This is a genomic window from Verrucosispora sp. WMMD573 (assembly GCF_027497175.1).
Lineage (GTDB): Bacteria > Actinomycetota > Actinomycetes > Mycobacteriales > Micromonosporaceae > Micromonospora.
The window spans coordinates 3477040-3497240 of sequence record NZ_CP114901.1 but is presented as its reverse complement, the minus strand read 5'-3'; the positions used below and the strand labels follow the sequence as shown (position 1 = coordinate 3497240).

Genomic DNA, 20201 nt, shown 5'->3' with positions numbered 1-20201 from the left:
GCCCTGTGCGACATGTCGGGAAGGTCTACGTCGTCGGTGAGGTGTACGTCCCCCTGCCGCTCTGCTTCAACCCACGCATCAGTTACCCGCCGCACCCGTTGCGCCGGGTGAAGCAGAGCAAGGCCGGGCAGAGCAAGGCCGGGCAGAGCAAGGCCGGGTGACGAAGAGCAAGGCCGGGTGGAGCAAGGCCGGGTGACGAAGAGCAAGGGCAGGAAGAGCACGGCCGGCAAGAGCACCTCAGAGCAAGGGAGGTGCCAAGGCCAGCCGACCCGAGCACGGGCGGGTAACCGGCACGCCCGGCACCAGCGGGTAACCGCCACGCCCGGCACCACCGGGTAACCGCCACGCCGGGCACCAGCGGGTAACCGGCGCACCGAGCACCAGTGGGTAACCGGCGCACCGAGCACCAGTGGGTAACCGGGAGGCGGACCGGCGGTCGGCTGCCTATTCTTGGCCACGACATGCAGAATCCAGCCTCACCCGCCGCGACCGAATCCGTCCGCGAGTTGCAGCGTCGCCTCTCTCCGCTGATGTTCCGCGACCAGCGTCACCTGCGCCGTCGGCTCGACGGGCTGCGGAAGCTACGCGACCCGCAGCGACGCGAGTCGGTGCTGGCGGAGATCGTCGCGGAGACGGCTGCGGCGGAGGAGCGGCTGGAGCGGCGGAAAGCGGCGGTCCCGAAGATCGTCTACCCGGCCAGTCTGCCGGTGAGCGAGCGTAAGGACGACATCGCCGCGGCGATCCGCGATCACCAGGTGGTGATCGTGGCGGGCGAGACCGGCTCGGGCAAGACCACTCAGCTGCCGAAGATCTGCCTGGAGCTGGGGCGCGGCATCGGCGGCCTGATCGGGCACACGCAGCCCCGGCGGCTGGCCGCGCGTACGGTGGCCGACCGGATCGCCGAGGAGTTGGGGACCGAACTCGGTGACGTGGTCGGCTACAAGGTGCGCTTCACCGATCAGGTGGGCGAGAACAGCCTGGTCAAGTTGATGACCGACGGCATCCTGCTGGCCGAGTTACAGACCGACCGAACGCTGCGCCAGTACGACACGTTGATCATCGACGAGGCGCACGAGCGCAGCCTCAACATCGACTTCATTCTCGGGTACCTCCGGCAGCTCCTGCCCCGCCGTCCCGACCTCAAGGTGATCATCACCTCGGCGACCATCGAGACCGACCGCTTCGCCCGGCACTTCGCCGGACCACCGACCGCCGAGCATCCCGACGGCGAGCCGGCGCCGGTGGTGGAGGTCTCCGGGCGAACCTATCCGGTCGAGGTGCGCTACCGGCCGCTTGTCGAGGTCGCCGAAGGCGACGAGGAGGAAGCCGACGAGGAGAACGTCCGGGACCAGATCCAGGCGATCGGTGACGCGGTAGAGGAGCTGGCTGCCGAGGGGCCGGGCGACATCCTGGTCTTCCTCAGCGGTGAGCGGGAGATCCGGGACACCGCCGAGGCGCTGGGCAAGCTGGTGCAGAACAAGCGGTCGCTGCTCGGCACCGAGATCCTGCCGCTGTACGCCCGACTCAGCGTCGCCGAGCAGCACCGGGTCTTCGCCCCGCACGGCGGGCGGCGGGTGGTACTGGCCACGAACGTCGCGGAGACCTCGTTGACGGTGCCCGGCATCAAGTACGTGGTGGATCCCGGCACCGCCCGGATCTCCCGCTACTCGCAGCGGCTGAAGGTGCAGCGGCTGCCGATCGAGCCGATCTCGCAGGCCAGCGCCAACCAGCGCAAGGGCCGCTGCGGGCGTACCTCGGACGGCATCTGCGTCCGGCTCTACGACGAGCAGGACTTCGACTCCCGTCCCGAGTTCACCGACCCGGAGATCCTGCGGACCAACCTGGCCTCGGTCATCCTCCAGATGACCGCCATCGGTCTGGGCGACATCGCCGCGTTCCCGTTCATCGACCCCCCGGACCGGCGCAACATCACCGACGGCGTGAACCTGCTGCACGAACTTGGCGCGCTCGATCCGGCCGAGGCAGAGCCGACGAAGCGGCTCACCACCCTCGGCCGACGGTTGGCCCAGTTGCCGGTCGACCCCCGGCTGGCCCGGATGGTCCTGGAGGGCGAACGCAACGGTTGCGCCACCGAGGTGATGGTGATCGCCGCGGCGCTGTCGATCCAGGATCCGCGCGAGCGGCCGGCGGACAAGCAGGCGCAGGCCGACCAGGCACACGCCCGGTTCGCCGACGCCGAATCCGACTTCGTCGCGTACCTCAACCTCTGGCGGTACCTGCGGGAGCAGCAGCGGGCGCTCTCCTCAAGCGCGTTCCGCCGGATGTGCCGGGCCGAGTACCTCAACTACCTGCGGGTCCGGGAGTGGCAGGACATCGTCAGCCAGTTGCGGCAGGTGCTGCGTACCCCTGAGGACAGGAGCCGGGGGCGGGGCCGGCGGGGCGGCGCGGACGCCGCGCCCGACGGCGGCGGGCGGCGGCAGGTCGGCGCGGATCTGCCGGAGGAGATCGACACACCGAAGGTGCACCAGTCGCTGTTGCCGGGCCTGCTGTCGCACATCGGCCTCAAGGACGCGCAGAAGCACGAGTACCTGGGCGCGCGCGGGGCGAAGTTCGCCCTGTTCCCGGGCTCGGCACTGTTCCGCAAGCCGCCCCGCTGGGTGATGGCCGCCGAGTTGGTGGAGACCTCCCGGCTGTGGGGGCGGGTGAACGGGCGGATCGAGCCGGAGTGGGTCGAGCCGCTCGCCCAGCACCTGGTCAGGCGCAGCTACAGCGAGCCGCACTGGGAGAAGAAGCAGGCGGCGGTGATGGCGTACGAGAAGGTCACTCTTTTCGGCGTCCCGCTGGTCACCTCCCGCAAGGTGAATTTCGGTCGGATCGACCCGACGCTGAGCCGGGAACTGTTCATCCGGCACGCGCTGGTCGAGGGCGACTGGTCCACCCACCACCAGTTCTGGCGGGACAACCAGCGGCTGCTGACCGAGATCGAGGAGTTGGAGAACCGGGCTCGGCGGCGCGACATCCTGGTCGACGATGAGACGATCTTCCAGTTCTACGACGAGCGGATCCCGGCCGAGGTGGTCTCCGGGCGGCACTTCGACAGCTGGTGGAAGAAGACCCGCCGGGAGCGGCCCGAACTGCTCACCTTCACCCGGGAGCTGCTGGTCAACGCGGGCCGGGGCGGGCTGGACGAGGCCGACTACCCCGACGAGTGGCGGGCCGACGGGGTGGCGCTGCCGCTGACCTACACGTTCGACCCGGGTACGGCGGCCGACGGCGTGACGGTGGACATCCCGCTTCCGTTGCTCAACCAGGTGCCCGCCGAGAGCTTCGACTGGCAGGTGCCGGGGCTGCGTGAGGAGTTGGTCGTCGCGCTGATCCGGTCGCTGCCGAAGCCGGTACGACGAAACTTCGTGCCGGTCCCCGACTACGCCCGCGCCGCGCTCGCCGCGATCACCCCCGGCGAGGAGCCGCTGCTGGACGCGTTGACCCGGCAGTTGCGGCGAATGACCGGGGTCACCGTGCCCCGGGACGCCTGGGATCTGAGCAAGCTGCCGCCGCACCTGCGGGTCACCTTCCGGGTGCTCGGTGACGACGACAAACCGGTCGCCGAGGGCAAGGACCTGCCGGCCCTGCAACGTCAGCTCAAGGCGGAGGTACGGCAGGTGGTGGCCGCCGCCGCGCCGGAGGTGGCCCGCACGGGGCTGACCGGCTGGGAGATCGGCACGCTGCCACGCACCATCGAGCAGGTACGGGCCGGGTACGCGGTGACCGCCTACCCGGCGCTGGTGGACGAGGGCGCCACGGTCGGGGTGAAGGTGTTCGACTCACCCGGCGAGCAGGAGGCCGCGCACTGGGCCGGCACCCGTCGGCTGCTGCGGCTGACCGTGCCGTCGCCGGCGAAGTTCCTCCAGGGGCGGCTGAGCAACGAGGCGAAGCTGGCGTTGTCCCGCAACCCGCACGGCGGGGTGCAGGCGTTGATCGAGGACGCGGCCGGCGCGGCGATCGACAAGCTGATCGCCGACGCGGGCGGGCCGGTCTGGGACGAGGCGGGTTTCGCCGCGCTGCGCGAGAAGGTCCGGGCTGAGCTGGTCGACACGGTGGTGGCGGTGATGGACCGGGTCCGGGCGGTGCTCGCCACCGCGTACGCGGTGCAGCAGCGCCTCGGCGCGACGAGGAACCTGGCCGTGGTGGCCGCCCTGGCCGACGTCCGCAACCAGCTCACCGGTCTCGTGCACGCCGGCTTCATCACCGAGGCCGGCTACGCCCGGCTGCCCGACCTGCTGCGCTACCTGACCGCGATCGAGCGTCGGCTGGACCGGCTGCCGGGCAACCCGGCGCGGGACAAACAGCAGCAGGACCGCGTCGCGGTGGTGCAGCGCGAGTACGACGAGTTCCTGGCCGCCCTGCCCCCGGCCCGACGCTCCTCGGAGCAGGTACGCCAGATCCGCTGGATGATCGAAGAATTGCGGGTCAGCATCTTCGCCCAGGCCCTAGGCACCCCCCACCCCGTCTCCGAACAACGCATCTACCGCGCCATGGACGACGCCGAAACCCCCCAGCCTCGTTGATCATGAGGTTAGCGGCACTTTTGAGATCAAAAACTGCCGCCAACCTCATGATCGACAAGAGCTAGGGCAGGGGTTCGACGCCGGGGGGGAGTTGGGCGGTGGCGGTGGCGGTGTGGATGTAGTCGAGGAGGATGCGGCGTAGTTCGCGGCCGGCGTGGGTGGGCACCGCGTCGCGGCGGCGGGCCACGGCGATGGTGCGGCGTACGCCCGGAGGAGCGAGCCGGGTGACGCGGACGCCGGTCCGGCGGGCCACCACCATGCCGGGGACCACGGCGATACCCAGCCCGGCCTCGACGAAGCTGAGCACCGCGTCCATCTCCCCGCCGTCCACCGACAGGGTCGGTTCGAAGCCGGCGTCCCGGCACGCCTGGAGGGTGGCGTCGCGCAGGTCGTACCCTTCGCGGAACATCACCATCGGCTGGTCGCGCAGGTCGGTGATGCGCAGGTCGGCACCGGGTGTGGCGGTGGGCACCGGGTCGACCGAGGCGACCACCAGGCTCTCGGTGAGGATCGGGTCGGCCCGCAGGCCGGGATCGGTGCCCTGGGCGGGCATGATGATCAGCGCGAGGTCGAGATCACCCCGGAGCAGGTCACGGACGAGATCCTGCGAGCCGCCCTCCTCCATCCGCAGGTCGACGGTCGGGTGGGCGTCACGGAACCGGCGGAGCACCGGCGGGGCGAGGGAGGTGGCGAGGCTGGGGGTGGCGCCGAGGCGTACCCGACCACGCCGCAGGCCGGCCAGCTCCTGCACCTCCCGGGTGGCGGTCTCGACGTCGGCCAGGATCCGCTTGGCCAACGGCAGCAGCACCTCCCCCGCCGCGGTCAGGGTTATGTTGCCCCTTACCCGCTCAAACAGGGGTGCGCCGAGGGTGTCCTCCAACGCGTGAATTTGCTTACTCAATGAGGGCTGGGTGATGCCGACGATGTCGGCCGCCTGGGTGAAATGTCGTACTTCAGCCACCGCGACGAAGTACTTCAGCTGATGGAGCTGCATCTACATAGCTTATGGCTATCAAGACTGCGGTGTCGATGCATTGGACGACTGATCGAAGTCCTCCTAGCGTCGGTCGAGTGGTAGTCACGACGAGAACCCGGTCGCCCATCCGCTCCAATGTCGGCCTCAAGGCCGTCATGGCGGTGACGGGCATCCTGCTGGTGCTGTTCCTCATCGCCCACATGCTGGGCAACCTGAAGATCTTCTCGGGCGCGTCCTCGTTCGACCACTACGCGCACTGGTTGCGCGAGATCGGCGTCCCGCTGCTGCCCAGCGCCGGGTTCCTGTGGATCCAACGGGTCGGCCTGCTGGCGGCGGTGCTGCTGCACATCTGGGCCGCCACGGTGCTGGCGTTGCGCGCCCGCGCCGCCCGCCCGGTGCGCTACGCCCACCGCAAGAAGGTCCGGGGCAGCTACGCCGCCCGGACCATGCGCTGGGGCGGCGTGATCATCCTGCTCTTCGTGATCTACCACATCCTCGACCTGACCACCGGCACGCTGAACCCGGTCGGCGACCCGTCCCGGCCGTACGCGAACGTGGTCGCCGACTTCGCCCCGGAGCGCTGGTACGTCACCGCCTTCTACACGCTGGCGATCGTCGCGCTCGGTTTCCACCTGCGGCACGGCGTGTTCAGCGCGCTGCGCAGCCTGGGCCAGCAGACCCCGCGCGGCGAACAGCGGGCCCGGGCGGTGGCGCTGGTCTTCGCCGTCGCGCTCTGCGCCGGCTACCTCGTGGTCCCGTTCGCCGTACTCACCGGATTGGTGTCCTGACCATGGATCTGTTCACCGAGGGCGACCCGATCGCCGACACCAGGGCTCCCGATGGGCCGATCGAGACCCGCTGGGAACGTCGCCGCTTCGAGGCGAAGCTGGTAAACCCGGCCAACCGCCGCAAGATGACCGTGATCGTGGTCGGCACCGGCCTGGCCGGTGGCTCCGCCGCAGCCACGCTGGCCGAGCAGGGCTACCGGGTCAAGTCCTACTGCTACCAGGACAGTCCCCGCCGGGCGCACTCGATCGCCGCGCAGGGCGGCATCAACGCCGCCAAGAACTACCGCAACGACGGCGACTCGGTGCACCGGCTCTTCTACGACACCGTCAAGGGCGGTGACTTCCGCTCCCGGGAGTCGAACGTGCACCGGCTGGCCGAGGTCTCGGTCAACATCATCGACCAGTGCGTCGCCCAGGGGGTGCCGTTCGCCCGCGAGTACGGCGGCCTGCTCGACACCCGGTCGTTCGGTGGCGCGCAGGTGCAGCGCACCTTCTACGCCCGGGGTCAGACGGGCCAGCAGTTGCTGCTCGGCGCGTACCAGGCGTTGGAGCGGCAGATCGGCCTGGGCAACGTGGAGATGAACGCCCGGCACGAGATGCTGGAGCTGATCGTCGTCGAGGGCAAGGCCCGGGGCATCGTGGTCCGGGACATGGTGACCGGCGAGATCACCACGGAGTTCGCCGACGCCGTGGTGCTCGCCTCCGGCGGCTACGGCAACGTCTTCTACCTCTCCACAAACGCCAAGGGCTGCAACGTCACCGCCACCTGGCGGGCGCACCGCAAGGGCGCGTACTTCGCCAACCCCTGCTACACCCAGATCCACCCGACCTGTATCCCGGTCTCCGGCGACCACCAGTCGAAGCTGACCCTGATGAGCGAGTCGCTGCGCAACGACGGCCGGGTGTGGGTGCCGAAGGCCAAGGGCGACGACCGCGACCCCCGCGACATCGGAGAGGACGAGCGGGACTACTACCTGGAACGCATCTACCCGTCGTTCGGCAACCTGGTGCCCCGGGACATTGCCTCCCGGGCCGCGAAGAACGTCTGCGACGAGGGCCGGGGTGTCGGCCCGACGAAGCTCGGGGTCTACCTCGACTTCGCCGACGCCATCGACCGGCTGGGTCGCAAGGCCATCGAGGCCAAGTACGGCAACCTCTTCGAGATGTACGAGCGGATCACCGGCGAGGACCCGTACGCGGTTCCGATGCGGATCTACCCCGCCGTGCACTACACGATGGGTGGCCTCTGGGTCGACTACGACCTCCAGTCGACCATCCCGGGCCTGTTCGTCATCGGTGAGGCGAACTTCTCCGACCACGGCGCGAACCGGCTCGGCGCATCGGCGCTGATGCAGGGCCTGGCCGACGGATACTTCGTGCTGCCCAACACGATCGCCAACTACCTCGCCGCCGGCTCGTTCGACAAGGTCGACGCGACCCACCCGGCGGCCGTCGAGGCCCGTCGCGACGTCGAGGACCGCATCCAGCGACTGCTCGCGATAGACGGTGACCGGACGGTGGACTCGTTCCACCGCGAGCTGGGCCAGATCATGTGGGAGCACTGCGGCATGGAGCGCTCCGAGGCCGGGCTACGCAAGGCGATCGACGAGATCCGCGCCCTGCGGGACCAGTTCTGGCAGCGGGTCCGGGTGCCGGGCAACGGTGAGGGCTTGAACCAGTCGCTGGAGAAGGCCGGCCGGGTCGCCGACTTCTTCGAGCTGGCCGAGCTGATGTGCATCGACGCCCTGCACCGGGAGGAGTCCTGCGGCGGCCACTTCCGCGCCGAGCACCAGACCCCCGAGGGCGAGGCCCAGCGCGACGACGAGCGGTTCGCGTACGTCGCGGCCTGGGAGTTCACCGCCACGGGTGAGCCCTCGGTGCTGCACAAGGAAAACCTGAACTTCGAATACGTCCACCCCACGCAGCGGAGCTACAAGTGAACCTGACCCTGCGCATCTGGCGTCAGTCCGGCCCCCAGGACAAGGGTCGGATGGTGAAGTACCAGGTCGACGACGTCTCCCCGGACATGTCGTTCCTGGAGATGCTCGACGTACTCAACGAGCGGCTCATCCTCGCCGGTGAGGAGCCGGTCGCCTTCGACCACGACTGCCGTGAGGGCATCTGCGGCATGTGCGGTCTCATGATCAATGGGGACGCGCACGGCCCGCAGCGCGGCACCACCGCCTGCCAGCTGCACATGCGGCAGTTCTCCGACGGCGACACCATCGACATCGAGCCGTGGCGGGCGCGGGCCTTCCCGGTCATCAAGGACCTGGTGGTGAACCGGAACGCCTTCGACACGATCATCGCCGCCGGCGGGTACGTCACCGCGCCCACCGGCAGCGCACCGGAGGCGCACTCCGTACCGGTGGCCAAGGCCGACGCCGACGCCGCCTTCGAGTCGGCCGCCTGCATCGGCTGCGGCGCCTGCGTGGCGGCCTGCCCCAACGGCTCCGGCATGCTCTTCACGGCCGCCAAGGTCACCCAGCTCTCGCTACTTCCCCAGGGCCAGCCGGAGCGGTACACCCGGGTGATCGGCATGGTCGACGCGCACGACGAGGCCGGCTTCGGCGGCTGCACCAACGCCGGCGAATGCACAGTGGTCTGCCCCAAGGGCATCCCACTCACCACCATCGGCCGCCTCAACCGCGACTACCTGGCCGCCACCACCCGCCACGCCGACACCCCCGGCACCTGACCACCCCGACCAGATCTCCTCCGTTGATCATGAGGTTGGCGGCAGGTTGAAGATCAACGACTGCCGCCAACCTCATGATCAACCTTGCGGGAGGTGGGGGTAGGTCCGGTTGAAGGGCGTTGTTGCGGGTAGCAGGTCAGCTACGGGACGGCGGCGACGTAGGGGGCGACATGCGGGCACTGACCTGGCACGGCAAGCGGGACGTACGGGTCGAGGAGACGCCCGACCCGAGGATCGAGGATCCGACCGACGCCATCGTGCGGATCACCTCGACCGCCATCTGCGGCTCGGACCTGCACCTCTACGAAGTCCTGGGGCCGTACCTCAAGCCGGGTGACATCCTCGGTCACGAGCCGATGGGCATCGTCGAGGAGGTCGGACCCGGGGTGACCCGGCTCAAGCCCGGCGACCGGGTGGTGGTGCCGTTCAACATCTCCTGCGGATCCTGCTGGATGTGCCAGCGGCAGCTCTACGCCCAGTGCGAGACCACCCAGGTCACCGCCGAGGGCAAGGGCGCGGCGCTGTTCGGCTACACCTCCCTCTACGGTGCGGTGCCCGGCGGGCAGGCCCAGTTTCTCCGCGTCCCGTTCGCCGAGTTCGGCCCGATCAAGGTGCCGGACGAGGGTCCGGACGAGCGTTGGCTCTACCTCTCCGACATCCTGCCGACCGCCTGGCAGGCGGTGAAGTACGCCGACACTCCACCCGGCGGCACCCTGGCGGTCTTCGGCCTGGGCCCGGTGGGCCAGTTCTGCGCCCGGATCGGCCGTCACCTCGGCGCGGACCGGGTGATCGGCCTCGACGTGGTGCCGGAGCGGCTGGAGATGGCCCGTCGGCACGGTGTGGAGGTGCTGGACATCTCCCAACTCGACGACGTGCCCGGCACATTGATCGACCTGGTGGACGGACGTGGGCCGGACGCCGTGATCGACGCGGTCGGGATGGAGTCACACGGCGCGCCGCTGGGCAAGCTCGGCCAGGCCGCCGCCGGGCTGCTGCCGGACAAGCTCGCCCAGCCGATGATCGACAAGATCGGGATCGACCGGCTGGTCGCGCTCAAGGCCGCGCTCAAGGCCGTCCGACGCGGCGGCACCGTCTCCATCTCCGGGGTGTACGGCGGCGAGGTCGACCCGTTGCCGCTGATGGAGATGTTCGACCGGGGCATCCAGGTGCGGATGGGTCAGTGCCACGTGCGGCGCTGGACTGACGAGATCATCCCGCTGCTCACCGACGACGACCCGCTCGGTGTGACCGACCTGCGTACCCACCGGCTGCCGTTGGAGCAGGCGCCGCAGGCGTACGAGATGTTCCAGAAGAAGCAGGACGGCTGCGTGAAGGTCGTCCTCGCCCCGTGAGCCCATCGATGGGATCACCTACGTCGATCCTTCGGCCTAGGGTGTGTGGCGGACACACCAGGGGACCGATGGGAGAGACGAGTGACCATCCGGATGGACCGCAGGACCGCGCTCGGCCTGGGCACCGTGGCGACGGCCGGCACCCTGTTCGGCACCGCGGTGCCTGCCGCCGCTGACCCCGCCGGGGAGGCGACCACGGAAGTCAGGCCGCGCGACCTGGAACGGCTCGCCGCCCGGATCGGCACCGTCTTCCAACGGGAGAGCACCCGGGCCGGCGGCAACTGGCAGGCGTACGTCAGTCTGGCCGGCCCGGACGGGCCGTTGGTCGCGGTGAACGAGTCCGCGGACCTGCGGATCGAGGCGTACAGCGTCAACAAGATCGCCGTGGCGGTCGCGGTGCTGGACAAGGTCGACCGGGGCCTGCTCACCCTCGACCACCAGGTCGAGGTGACCGAGGCGATCGTGGTGACCGGCGGGGACGGCATCTTCAGCCTGGACGGCGCCTACCCCAGCCTGGTCACCGTCGGCCACGTCCTGGCGAACCTGCTGACCGTCTCCGACGACACCGCGGTACGGCTCTGCGGGCTGGTCTGCCCGGCCGCCGAGGTCAACCAGATCCTGGTCGCCAAGGGCTTCCCGAACACCCAGGTGCAGCCGGTCGCCAACCCGAACCGCTTCTTCCTGGGCACCAGCACCCCACGGGAGACCCACGACCTGCTGCGGGCGCTGGTCGCCGGCACCCTGCTCTCCCCCGCCTCGACCGACCGAGTGCTGCGCCTGCTGCGCTCGCCGGTGGCCTTCACCGACGGGGTACGCCGGGAGATGTCCTCCGCCGAACGGGCCCGCGTCGCCACCAAGGCCGGCTGGTTCGTCGACGCCCGACACGAAGCGGGAGTGATCTTCGACACTGCCGGTGCGCCACTTGTGACCTACGCCCTCTTCGCCGACGGGCAGACCGGCGCGGACGACTTCGGCGCCACCCACCCCGCCGTGCAGGCACGGGCCCGGTGGGGTCGACGGGTCATGGACCTCACCGCCGGTTTCGGCGGCGCCGGCACCACCCACCGCAGGCACCCGTACCGCCCCAGCAACGGCGGCTGAACCCGGCCGGTGACGGCTACCGTGGACCTCGGGATCAACCGAGGGGGAACCATGCGGGCGCCGAACAAGCCGAGCGGACGGACGACCGGTCGGCGGATCACCGGGTCGGTGGCGGGCCTGGCCGCGTTGGCCGGGCTCGCCGGAGCGGCCTGGGCCGCGCGGAACGTGCCGGCCGCGATCGGCGGCCGGCTGGCCGGCGCTCGCGCCGAACGGGCGGCCCGGTCGCCGCAGTTCCGCGACGGCACCTTCCACAACCGGACGGACACCCGCACCATGGTGCCCGTCAACGACCGCAACCTGTTCCGGGAACTGCTCTTCGGCAAGCAGAAGCGTCGGCCCGGCGCACCCGTACCGCTGCTGCGGCCGGCCACCGAGACCGGCATCGACCCGGCGCGCGAGCTGAACATCGTCTGGTACGGCCACGCCTCCGCCCTGATCGAGATCGAGGGTCGACGGGTGCTGCTGGACCCGGTGTGGAGCGACAGGTGCTCCCCCTCCACCGCGGTCGGCCCACGCCGGCTGCACAAACCCCCGGTACGCCTCGACGAACTGCCCCGGATCGACGCGATCCTGATCTCGCACGACCACTACGACCACCTCGACATGGGCACGGTGCGGGAACTGACCGCCCGGCAGTCTGCGCCGTTCCTGGTGCCGCTCGGCGTCGGCGCCCACCTCGACCGGTGGGGCGTACCGGCGGAGCGGATCATCGAGCTGGACTGGTCGCAGACCCGCCGGGTGGCCGGGCTGGAGATCACCTGCACCGCCGCCCAGCACTTCTCCGGCCGGGGCCTACGCCGCAACGGCACGCTGTGGAGCTCCTGGGTGGTGGCCGGCCAGCAGCGCCGCGTCTACTACACCGGCGACTCCGGCTACTTCGGCGGGTACGCCGAGATCGGTGCCGCGTACGGGCCGTTCGACGTGACGCTGATGCAGATCGGCGCGTACGACCGGGCCTGGCCCGGCATCCACATGTTCCCGGAGGAGGCGGTCGCCGCCCACCTGGACCTGCGCGGTGGGCTGTTCCTGCCGGTGCACTGGGCCACGTTCAACCTCGCCCTGCACGACTGGTCCGAGCCGGTGGACCGGCTCTGGGCCGAGGCGAAGGCCCGCGACGTGCGGCTGGCCGTGCCGCGCCCCGGCGAGCGGGTGGTGGTCGACGACCCGCCGCCGGTCGACGGCTGGTGGCAGGCCATCGCCTGACCCGCCGCTGCCCCGGCGGACCCGAGCCGGTCGCCTCAGAGGACGAAGGCGTCGGTCCAGAGGGCACCGGAACGGCCGGAGAGCGCGTCCAGCATCGCCACCGCCTGACCGTCGGTGAGCTGGGCGACGAAGTCCACGATGGCCCGCCCGCGCGCCTTTCCGAGCCGGTCCGGCGTACGCGGATGCAATTCCGCCTCGGCCAGCTCCACCAGGTCGTGCAGCCGTCGGGGCAGCCGGGACTCCTCCTCCGGATCCAGCAGCCACTCCCGCAACGCCTCGACCAGGGTGTCGAGCAGCCGGGCCTGACCGCGCTGGTGCAGCGCCAGGTCGGGACGGGCCAGCACGAACCGGTGGTGGACGAACTTGAGCACCTGCACCTCGTGCCACTGGGCCGGGGCCAGCAGCACGTGCCCGGAGCGGACGGCGGGCTGCTCGCCCACGGTGATCGCGTCCACGAGACGGGTGGTCCACCGGGCGGAGAAACGGGCCACGTACTGTTCCGCCTCGATCGAGCCGTCGAACGGCAACGCGAGCAGCCCCTCGACCAACTCCTCCCGGACGTGTTCGACGGCGGCGGCGAACGCCTCGTCGTCGGCGATCCAGGCGTCCTTGTGGTGCAGCTGGCGACGCAGCCGCTCGATCGACGAGCCGGGCCGGCGGGCCGAGGTGGCCAGCGCCGAATCGGTGATCGCCCGCAGCTGGCCGACCTCGCGCTGCCAGGCCATCAGCTCGGCGGCCACCGCGCCCTGCTGGAGCACGCCGACCCGGTAGAAGTCCTCCACGTCGTGGATGGCGTACGCGATGTCGTCGGCGGTGTCCATCACCGACGCCTCGACGGTCTGCTGCCAGTCGGCGATCCGGCCGGCGAACGGTGCCCGGGCCTGCCGCAGGTCGTCCAGCTCCGTGCGGTACGCCCCGAACTTCAGCGAGCCGCTGTCCGGGTCGTCCGGCGGCGGCGTCGCGCCGCGCGGCGGCGGATCCATCGTCCGGGGGTGCGGGTCGGGATGGTCCAGCCGGGTCCACGGGTACTTCAGCATCGCCGCACGCACCGCGGCGGTCAGGTCCAGGCCGGTGGTCGCCGCGCCCCGGATCTCGGTCGAGGTGACGATCCGGTACGACTGGGCGTTGCCCTCGAACCCGTCGGTCAGGCCCAACCGGTGCCGGGCCAGCCGGTCCAGCACCCGCTCCCCCAGGTGCCCGAAGGGCGGGTGCCCGAGATCGTGGGCGAGCGCGGCGGCCTCCACCACGTCCGGATCGCAGCCGCCCAGCTTCTCCACCAGGTCACGTTGGTGGCCCTCGGCGGTGAGCCGCTCGGCGATCGCCCGGGCCACCTGGGCGACCTTCAGGCTGTGGGTGAGCCGGTTGTGCACCAGCAGCCCGGACCCGCCCGGGCTGACCACCTGGGTGACGCCGCCGAGCCGGGTGAAGAACGGCGAGCCGACGATGCGGTCCCGGTCGGCCCGGAACGGGCTGGTCGCGAGGTCGCCGAGGGCCCGCGCGCTGCCGCCGAAGAGTCGGCGCGCCCGGGGGTCCACAGGTGGTTCCATGATCGCCACGGTAGCCCGGCAGAATGCACCACGGAACCCACACCCGAAGGCGGAGCGACATCGTGACCCTCTCTGTTCATCAGCGGATCGCCGAGGAACTCGGCGTCGCCGAGCGCCAGGTACGCGCGGCCGTGGAGCTGCTCGACGGTGGTGCCACCGTGCCGTTCATCGCGCGGTACCGGAAGGAGGCCACCGGCCTGCTCGACGACACCCAGCTGCGCACCCTGGAGGAGCGCCTGCGGTATCTGCGCGAGTTGGACGAGCGGCGTGCGGCGGTGCTGGAGTCCATCCGCGCCCAGGGCAAGCTCGACGAGGCCCTGGAAGCGCAGATCATGGCGGCCGACTCGAAGTCCCGCCTGGAGGACATCTACCTGCCGTACAAGCCGAAGCGGCGGACCCGGGCACAGATCGCCCGCGAGGCCGGGCTGGAGCCCCTCGCCGACACACTGCTCGGCGACCCGAGGCAGGATCCGCGCGCGACCGCCGCGACCTTCGTCGACGCCGACAAGGGCGTGGCCGACGCCGCCGCCGCGCTGGACGGGGCGCGGGCCATCCTGATCGAGCGGTTCGCCGAGGACGCCGACCTGATCGGCACGCTGCGCGAGCAGATGTGGTCGCGGGGCCGGCTGGTGTCCCGGGTACGCGAGGGACAGGAGAGCGCCGGAGCCAAGTTCGCCGACTACTTCGACTTCGCCGAGCCGTACCCGAAGCTGCCCTCGCACCGCATCCTGGCCATGTTCCGGGGCGAGAAGGAGGGCGTGCTCGACCTGACCATGGACCCGGAGGCCGAAGGCGACGTCGACGCGGTGGTGACCGGGCCGACCCGGTACGAGGCCGCCATCGCCGGCCGGTTCGGGGTGAGCGACCAGGGGCGGCCCGCCGACCGCTGGCTCATCGACACGGTCCGCTGGGCCTGGCGTACCCGGATCCTCATCCACCTCGGCGCGGACCTGCGGATGCGACTCTGGCAGGCGGCCGAGGAGGAGGCCGTCCGGGTCTTCGCCACCAACCTGCGGGACCTGCTGCTGGCCGCGCCGGCCGGCGCCCGGCCCACGATGGGGCTGGACCCGGGCCTGCGTACCGGAGTGAAGGTGGCAGTGGTGGACGCCACCGGCAAGGTGGTCGCCACCGACACGATCTACCCGCACGAGCCGCGCCGGCAATGGGACGCCTCGCTGCACACGCTGGCCACGCTGGCCGCCGCACACGGGGTCGAGCTGATCGCCATCGGCAACGGCACCGCCAGCCGGGAGACCGACAAGCTGGCCGGTGACCTGATCAAGCGGCACCCGGAGCTGAAGCTGACCAAGGTGGTGGTCTCCGAGGCCGGCGCGTCGGTCTACTCGGCGTCCGCGTACGCCGCGCAGGAGCTGCCCGGGCTGGACGTGTCGCTGCGCGGCGCGGTCTCCATCGCCCGCCGCCTCCAGGACCCGCTCGCCGAGCTGGTGAAGATCGACCCGCGCTCCATCGGCGTCGGGCAGTACCAGCACGACCTGTCCGAGGTGAAGCTCTCCCGGTCGCTGGACGCCGTGGTGGAGGACTGCGTCAACGGCGTCGGCGTGGACGTCAACACCGCCTCCGCGCCGCTGCTGACCCGGGTCTCCGGCATCGGTGCCGGGCTGGCCGAGAACATCGTGCTGCACCGCGACGCCAACGGCCCGTTCCGCACCCGCACCGAACTGAAGAAGGTGGCCCGGCTCGGCCCGAAGGCGTTCGAGCAGTGCGCCGGCTTCCTGCGCATCCCCGGCGGCGACGACCCGCTGGACTCCTCAAGCGTGCACCCCGAGGCGTACCCGGTGGTACGCCGGATCCTGGCTTCGACCGGCCAGGATCTGCGCTCGGTCATCGGCAAGTCGTCGATCCTGCGGGGGCTGCGCGCGACCGACTTCGTCGACGACACGTTCGGCCTGCCCACCGTCACCGACATCCTCGCCGAGCTGGAGAAGCCGGGCCGCGACCCCCGACCCGAGTTCAAGACGGCGACCTTCGTCGAGGGTGTCGAGAAGATCAGTGACCTGACGCCGGGGATGGTGCTTGAGGGCGTGGTCACCAACGTGGCGGCGTTCGGCGCGTTCGTGGACGTCGGGGTGCACCAGGACGGACTGGTGCACGTCTCGGCGATGTCCCGCACCTTCGTCAAGGACCCGCGCGACGTGGTCAAGTCCGGCGACGTGGTGAAGGTCAAGGTGCTGGACGTCGACGTGCCGCGCAAGCGGATCTCCCTCACCCTGCGCCTGGAGGACGAAGCGGAGCCCGGCGCCGGACGTGGTGGCGGCCGGAACGGCGCAGCCGGGCCGGACCGCGGTGGGCAAGGCGCTCGGGGTGGTCAGGGCCCCGGTAGGCCGGCCGGCCAGAGCCGCAACGGCCAAGGCAGGCAGGGCGGGCAGGGCCGCGACGGCCAGGGCGGTCAGCGTGACGGGCAGGGTGTTCAGCGTGGCCAGCGCCGTGACGGGCAGGGCGGTCAGCGTGGCCAGGCCCGCGAGGGGCAGGGCCGAGGCGGGCAGAGTGGCCAAGGGCGCGGCGGACAGGTACGCCAGGGTCAGGGCGGTGCCTCCGCGCCAGCCGACGGCGCGATGGCCGACGCGCTACGCCGCGCCGGCCTGCTCTGACACCCAGCTCAAGACCCAAACAATCTCAGGGACGTCGCTGTCTCGGCGCGGATTGAGACAGCAAAATCCCCGAAACTGCTGCCTCTGCGCGGATTGAGACAGCAACATCCCCGGAACTGCTGCCTCTGCGCGGAACGCGGATTGAGACAGCAACATCGCCGAAGTTGCTGGCCATGCCGGGGGTGGCGGGGGGGGGAGCAGGTCAGCGGGGTGAGGGTTGGGGCGGGGCGGGGGTGGGCGTACCGTCGGGTCGTGGGGAGCGACGGCGGCGCGGAGTGGCGGGAGACGCGGCAGCAGGCGGTGCTGGCGCACGCGGCGGCCGCGCAGCGACGCCGTGAGGCCGAGCAGGCGGAGGCGGCGGCGCTGGTCAGCGCGTTCGTCGCCGAGGCGCGGCGGCGCGACCTGGCCACCACCCGACTTGTCGCCCGGTCGCATGATGGCCGGGCCCGCTACCGGACCGGCCTGCACGGCTGGTACATCGACCGGGCGCGCAGCCGGGCGGTCGATGTGGAGGGTCGTTTTCACCTGCTGACCGTGCCGCGCTCGCTGCGGGCCAGGCTTCTCGGTGCCGATCCGCAGCCCGACCCGGCCCCGCTGATCGTCGGTGAGGGTGCCCGGGACGGCGAGTCGCTACCGCTGCGGATCATGTTGCAGCGGCGGCTCGACGCGGGCAACACAGACCTCTGACCAGGGGCTACGCGACACACCCGGGGTGACGCGGCACGCCGGGACGCGTGTCCTTTGCGTGTCCTCGCGGGTTGACGTGTCGGAATCCGTGTCGACTGTCGCCATTTTCCGATGTCGGGAGCGATCAGTCTGATACAACCCGTTTATCCGCTTTAGCCCGGTTGATGTACGGAGGTCAGAACGGTGTCCGTATCCTCGGTGACCGCGCCGCCGCGCCCGCCCCGGCCAGCGCGGCCGGACGACCCGGTCAAGCGGCTGTTCGACGTGGTCGTCGCGACCGTGCTACTGCTACTCACCGCGCCAATGATGGCCGTGGTCGCGGTGGCGGTCGCCGTGCGGCTGGGCCGACCGGTGCTGTTCCGGCAGTGCCGCATCGGCCGGGACGACCGACCGTTCGAGTTGATCAAATTCCGCACCATGCGGGCACCGGACTCGGCCCGGGGGCTACTGACCGACGCCGACCGGCTCACCCCGCTCGGGCGCTGGCTGCGGGCCACCAGTCTGGACGAACTGCCGACACTCTGGTGCGTGCTGAAGGGTGACATGAGCATCGTCGGTCCCCGACCGCTGCTGCCGGAGTACCTGAGCAGGTACTCGCCCACCCAGGCGCGACGGCACGAGGTACGCCCGGGCATCACCGGGCTGGCCCAGGTACGGGGGCGCAACAGCCTCGACTGGGACGCCAAGTTCTCGCTCGACGTGGAGTACGTGACCAGCCGCAGTCTCCGCCTCGACCTGTCGATCCTGGCCGCCACCGTCGGCACAGTGCTGCGTCAGGACGGCATCTCGGCCGAGGGCAACGCCACCATGCCCGAGTTCCTCGGGAGCCGACGATGACCGACACCATTCACCTGTCCTCGCCGGACATCGGCCCGCTGGAGGAGTCGTACCTGATCGCGGCGCTACGCTCCGGCTGGGTGGCGCCGGCCGGTCCGGATCTCGACGCCTTCGAGCGAGAGGTCGCCGCCCGGGTGGGCACCCGGGGCGCGGTGGCGGTGAGTTCGGGCACCGCCGCACTGCACCTGGCGCTGTTGGGGCTGGGCGTCGGCCCGGGGGATGTGGTGCTGGTACCGACGCTGACGTTCGTCGCCACCGCCAACGCGGTCCGCTACACCGGGGCCCGACCGGTCTTCGTCGACTGCGATCCACGCACCGGCAACATCGATGTCGCCCTCGTCGCTGAACTGCTACAGGACCTGCGCAGGCGTGGGGAGCGAATCGGTGCGGTGGTCCCGGTCGACCTGTTCGGCAGTTGCGCCGACTACACCGCGCTGCTGCCGATCTGCGCCGCCGCCGACGTCGCGGTGATCGAGGACGCCGCGGAGGCGCTCGGTGCCACGCATCTCGGCCGGCCGGCCGGTTCCTTCGGCCGAGTCGGGGCCCTCTCCTTCAACGGGAACAAGATCATGACCACCTCGGGTGGTGGCATGCTCGTCGGTGACGACCTGGCACTGCTCGACCGGGCGCGGTACCTGTCCACTCAGGCACGCGAGCCCGTCCCGCATTACGAGCACCGGGAGACCGGTTACAACTACCGGCTGAGCAACCTGCTCGCGGCGTTGGGCCGGGCACAGCTGATTCGGCTGGACGGGATGATCGATCGGCGACGGCGGCTGCGCGATCGATACGCCAAACTCTTCGCCCCGGTAGCGGGGGTAGACCTGGTCGGTGCCGAGGATGTCGGCTCGAACTGCTGGCTCACCAGCATCCGGGTCGACCCGCACCGCTCCGGCTGGGCCGCGGCGGACCTGGCCGCCCACCTGTCCACCCGGAACATCGAGACCCGCCCGGTGTGGAAGCCGATGCACCTACAACCGGCGTACGCCGATGCGGAGAAACGGCTCACCGGTGCCGCCGAGCGCCTCTACGCCGAGGGTCTGACCCTGCCCAGTGGGAGCGTCCTCACCGAAGCGCAGATCACCGCCGCCCTCTCGGCGATCGACGAATTCCTGGCCGTGCGAACGGGGGTCCCGGCGACGTGACTCTCCCCCTGGTCATCGTCGGCTGCGGAGGACACGGTCGGGATGTCCTGAGCATCGTCCGCGCCGTGAACGCCGCCGCCCTGCTGCCTCGCTGGCAGGTGCTGGGCTTCGTCGACGACCGCCCGAGCGAGGTGAACCTCAAGCGGGTGCAGCGACTCGACGTGCCGTACCTCGGCGGTCTGTCCTGGTTCGCCGAGGCACCCGTCGACACCCATCACGTCATCGGCATCGGTGACCCCCAGGTCCGCCGGGCGGTCGCCGAACGGGTCGATCGGTACGGGACGCCGGCGGCCAGTCTCGTACACCCCGACGCCACGCTCGGCCCGGACCTGCGGCACGGACCCGGGCTGGTCGCCTTTGCCGGGGTACGGATCACCACGAACGTCACCCTCGGGCGGCACGTGCTCCTCAATCAGAACTGCGTCGTCGGGCACGACTGCGAGCTGGCCGATCACGTCTCGGTGAACCCGCTGGCCGTGATAGGCGGCGAGAGCCAGCTGGCGGAGGGCGTCCTCGTCGGGACCACCGCCGCCATCCTGCAGGGGTTGCGGGTGGGACGGGACAGCACTGTCGGCGCGGGCGCCTGCGTGGTGCGTGATGTGCCGGCCGGTGTCGTGGTCAAGGGCGTACCGGCCCGCTGAGCCGCCGGTTCGCCAGATCCGACGGTCCGGCCGGTCAAGATTAATCATCAATGACTCAAAAGCCCACGAAACGCCCATCTGGCATGTA

The 20201-nt window shown here is 70.8% G+C and carries 15 protein-coding genes; 13 read left to right on the top strand and 2 right to left on the bottom strand.

Going from position 1 to position 20201, the window contains the following annotated elements; genetic code table 11:
- Nucleotides 1–5 precede the first annotated feature (5 nt).
- Nucleotides 6–161 carry a hypothetical protein gene (locus tag O7601_RS16000; protein WP_281561936.1) on the top strand — a complete coding sequence of 52 codons (156 nt, stop codon included), beginning with the start codon at nt 6–8 and terminating at the stop codon, nt 159–161.
- Nucleotides 162–461: 300 nt separating this feature from the next.
- Nucleotides 462–4529 (top strand): ATP-dependent RNA helicase HrpA, encoded by a 4068-nt coding sequence (gene hrpA / locus O7601_RS15995; RefSeq protein WP_281561935.1) that lies wholly within the window; start codon nt 462–464, stop codon nt 4527–4529.
- Nucleotides 4530–4590: 61 nt separating this feature from the next.
- Here hrpA and O7601_RS15990 read toward each other — a convergent pair whose 3' ends face one another.
- Nucleotides 4591–5523, bottom strand: a complete 933-nt coding sequence (locus O7601_RS15990; protein WP_281561934.1) for a LysR family transcriptional regulator — start codon at nt 5521–5523, stop codon at nt 4591–4593.
- Nucleotides 5524–5600: 77 nt separating this feature from the next.
- On the opposite strand from O7601_RS15990, the gene O7601_RS15985 reads away from it, so the two are divergent.
- The 6 genes from O7601_RS15985 to O7601_RS15960 all read left to right on the top strand — a co-directional run bounded on the left by O7601_RS15985 (nt 5601) and on the right by O7601_RS15960 (nt 12647).
- Nucleotides 5601–6293, top strand: a complete 693-nt coding sequence (locus tag O7601_RS15985) for a succinate dehydrogenase cytochrome b subunit (RefSeq protein WP_281561933.1) — start codon at nt 5601–5603, stop codon at nt 6291–6293.
- Between the two features lie 2 nt (nt 6294–6295).
- Entirely contained in the window at nt 6296–8233 is a 1938-nt protein-coding gene (locus O7601_RS15980; RefSeq protein WP_281561932.1) for a fumarate reductase/succinate dehydrogenase flavoprotein subunit, read from the top strand.
- Nucleotides 8230–8991, top strand: a complete 762-nt coding sequence (locus O7601_RS15975) for a succinate dehydrogenase/fumarate reductase iron-sulfur subunit (protein ID WP_281561931.1) — start codon at nt 8230–8232, stop codon at nt 8989–8991. Before O7601_RS15980 ends, O7601_RS15975 begins: the two co-directional genes overlap by 4 nt.
- 170 nt (nt 8992–9161) lie before the next feature.
- Nucleotides 9162–10343: a zinc-dependent alcohol dehydrogenase gene (locus O7601_RS15970; protein ID WP_281561930.1), complete on the top strand. Its 1182-nt coding sequence runs from the start codon at nt 9162–9164 to the stop codon at nt 10341–10343.
- An 81-nt stretch (nt 10344–10424) separates the two neighbouring features.
- Complete coding sequence (locus O7601_RS15965) at nt 10425–11444, top strand: serine hydrolase (protein ID WP_281561929.1); 1020 nt, start codon at nt 10425–10427, stop codon at nt 11442–11444.
- A gap of 51 nt (nt 11445–11495) precedes the next feature.
- Entirely contained in the window at nt 11496–12647 is a 1152-nt protein-coding gene (locus O7601_RS15960; RefSeq protein ID WP_281561928.1) for an MBL fold metallo-hydrolase, read from the top strand.
- A 35-nt stretch (nt 12648–12682) separates the two neighbouring features.
- Here the strand turns inward: O7601_RS15960 and dgt are convergent, their stop codons facing one another.
- Nucleotides 12683–14194, bottom strand: a complete 1512-nt coding sequence (gene dgt / locus O7601_RS15955; protein ID WP_281561927.1) for a dGTP triphosphohydrolase — start codon at nt 14192–14194, stop codon at nt 12683–12685.
- Between the two features lie 62 nt (nt 14195–14256).
- On the opposite strand from dgt, the gene O7601_RS15950 reads away from it, so the two are divergent.
- From O7601_RS15950 to O7601_RS15930, 5 genes are all read left to right on the top strand, one after another.
- Nucleotides 14257–16803, top strand: a complete 2547-nt coding sequence (locus O7601_RS15950) for a Tex family protein (RefSeq protein ID WP_281561926.1) — start codon at nt 14257–14259, stop codon at nt 16801–16803.
- Nucleotides 16804–17055: 252 nt separating this feature from the next.
- A complete protein-coding gene (locus tag O7601_RS15945; protein ID WP_281561925.1) occupies nt 17056–17490 on the top strand; it encodes a hypothetical protein in 435 nt (144 codons plus the stop codon).
- A 183-nt stretch (nt 17491–17673) separates the two neighbouring features.
- A complete protein-coding gene (locus O7601_RS15940; protein ID WP_281561924.1) occupies nt 17674–18327 on the top strand; it encodes a sugar transferase in 654 nt (217 codons plus the stop codon).
- Nucleotides 18324–19472: an aminotransferase class I/II-fold pyridoxal phosphate-dependent enzyme gene (locus tag O7601_RS15935; protein WP_281561923.1), complete on the top strand. Its 1149-nt coding sequence runs from the start codon at nt 18324–18326 to the stop codon at nt 19470–19472. Before O7601_RS15940 ends, O7601_RS15935 begins: the two co-directional genes overlap by 4 nt.
- Complete coding sequence (locus O7601_RS15930) at nt 19469–20113, top strand: acetyltransferase (protein WP_281561922.1); 645 nt, start codon at nt 19469–19471, stop codon at nt 20111–20113. Before O7601_RS15935 ends, O7601_RS15930 begins: the two co-directional genes overlap by 4 nt.
- Nucleotides 20114–20201 lie beyond the last annotated feature (88 nt).

What these genes read in the sequence shown, in the direction of transcription:
- O7601_RS15980 (WP_281561932.1), top strand. Translation starts at nt 6,296, where the DNA reads ATGGATCTGTTCACCGAGGGCGACCCGATCGCCGACACCAGGGCTCCC.
- hrpA (WP_281561935.1), top strand. Translation starts at nt 462, where the DNA reads ATGCAGAATCCAGCCTCACCCGCCGCGACCGAATCCGTCCGCGAGTTG.
- O7601_RS15990 (WP_281561934.1), bottom strand. Translation starts at nt 5,523, where the DNA reads ATGCAGCTCCATCAGCTGAAGTACTTCGTCGCGGTGGCTGAAGTACGA.
- O7601_RS15935 (WP_281561923.1), top strand. Translation starts at nt 18,324, where the DNA reads ATGACCGACACCATTCACCTGTCCTCGCCGGACATCGGCCCGCTGGAG.
- O7601_RS15960 (WP_281561928.1), top strand. Translation starts at nt 11,496, where the DNA reads ATGCGGGCGCCGAACAAGCCGAGCGGACGGACGACCGGTCGGCGGATC.
- dgt (WP_281561927.1), bottom strand. Translation starts at nt 14,194, where the DNA reads ATGGAACCACCTGTGGACCCCCGGGCGCGCCGACTCTTCGGCGGCAGC.
- O7601_RS15970 (WP_281561930.1), top strand. Translation starts at nt 9,162, where the DNA reads ATGCGGGCACTGACCTGGCACGGCAAGCGGGACGTACGGGTCGAGGAG.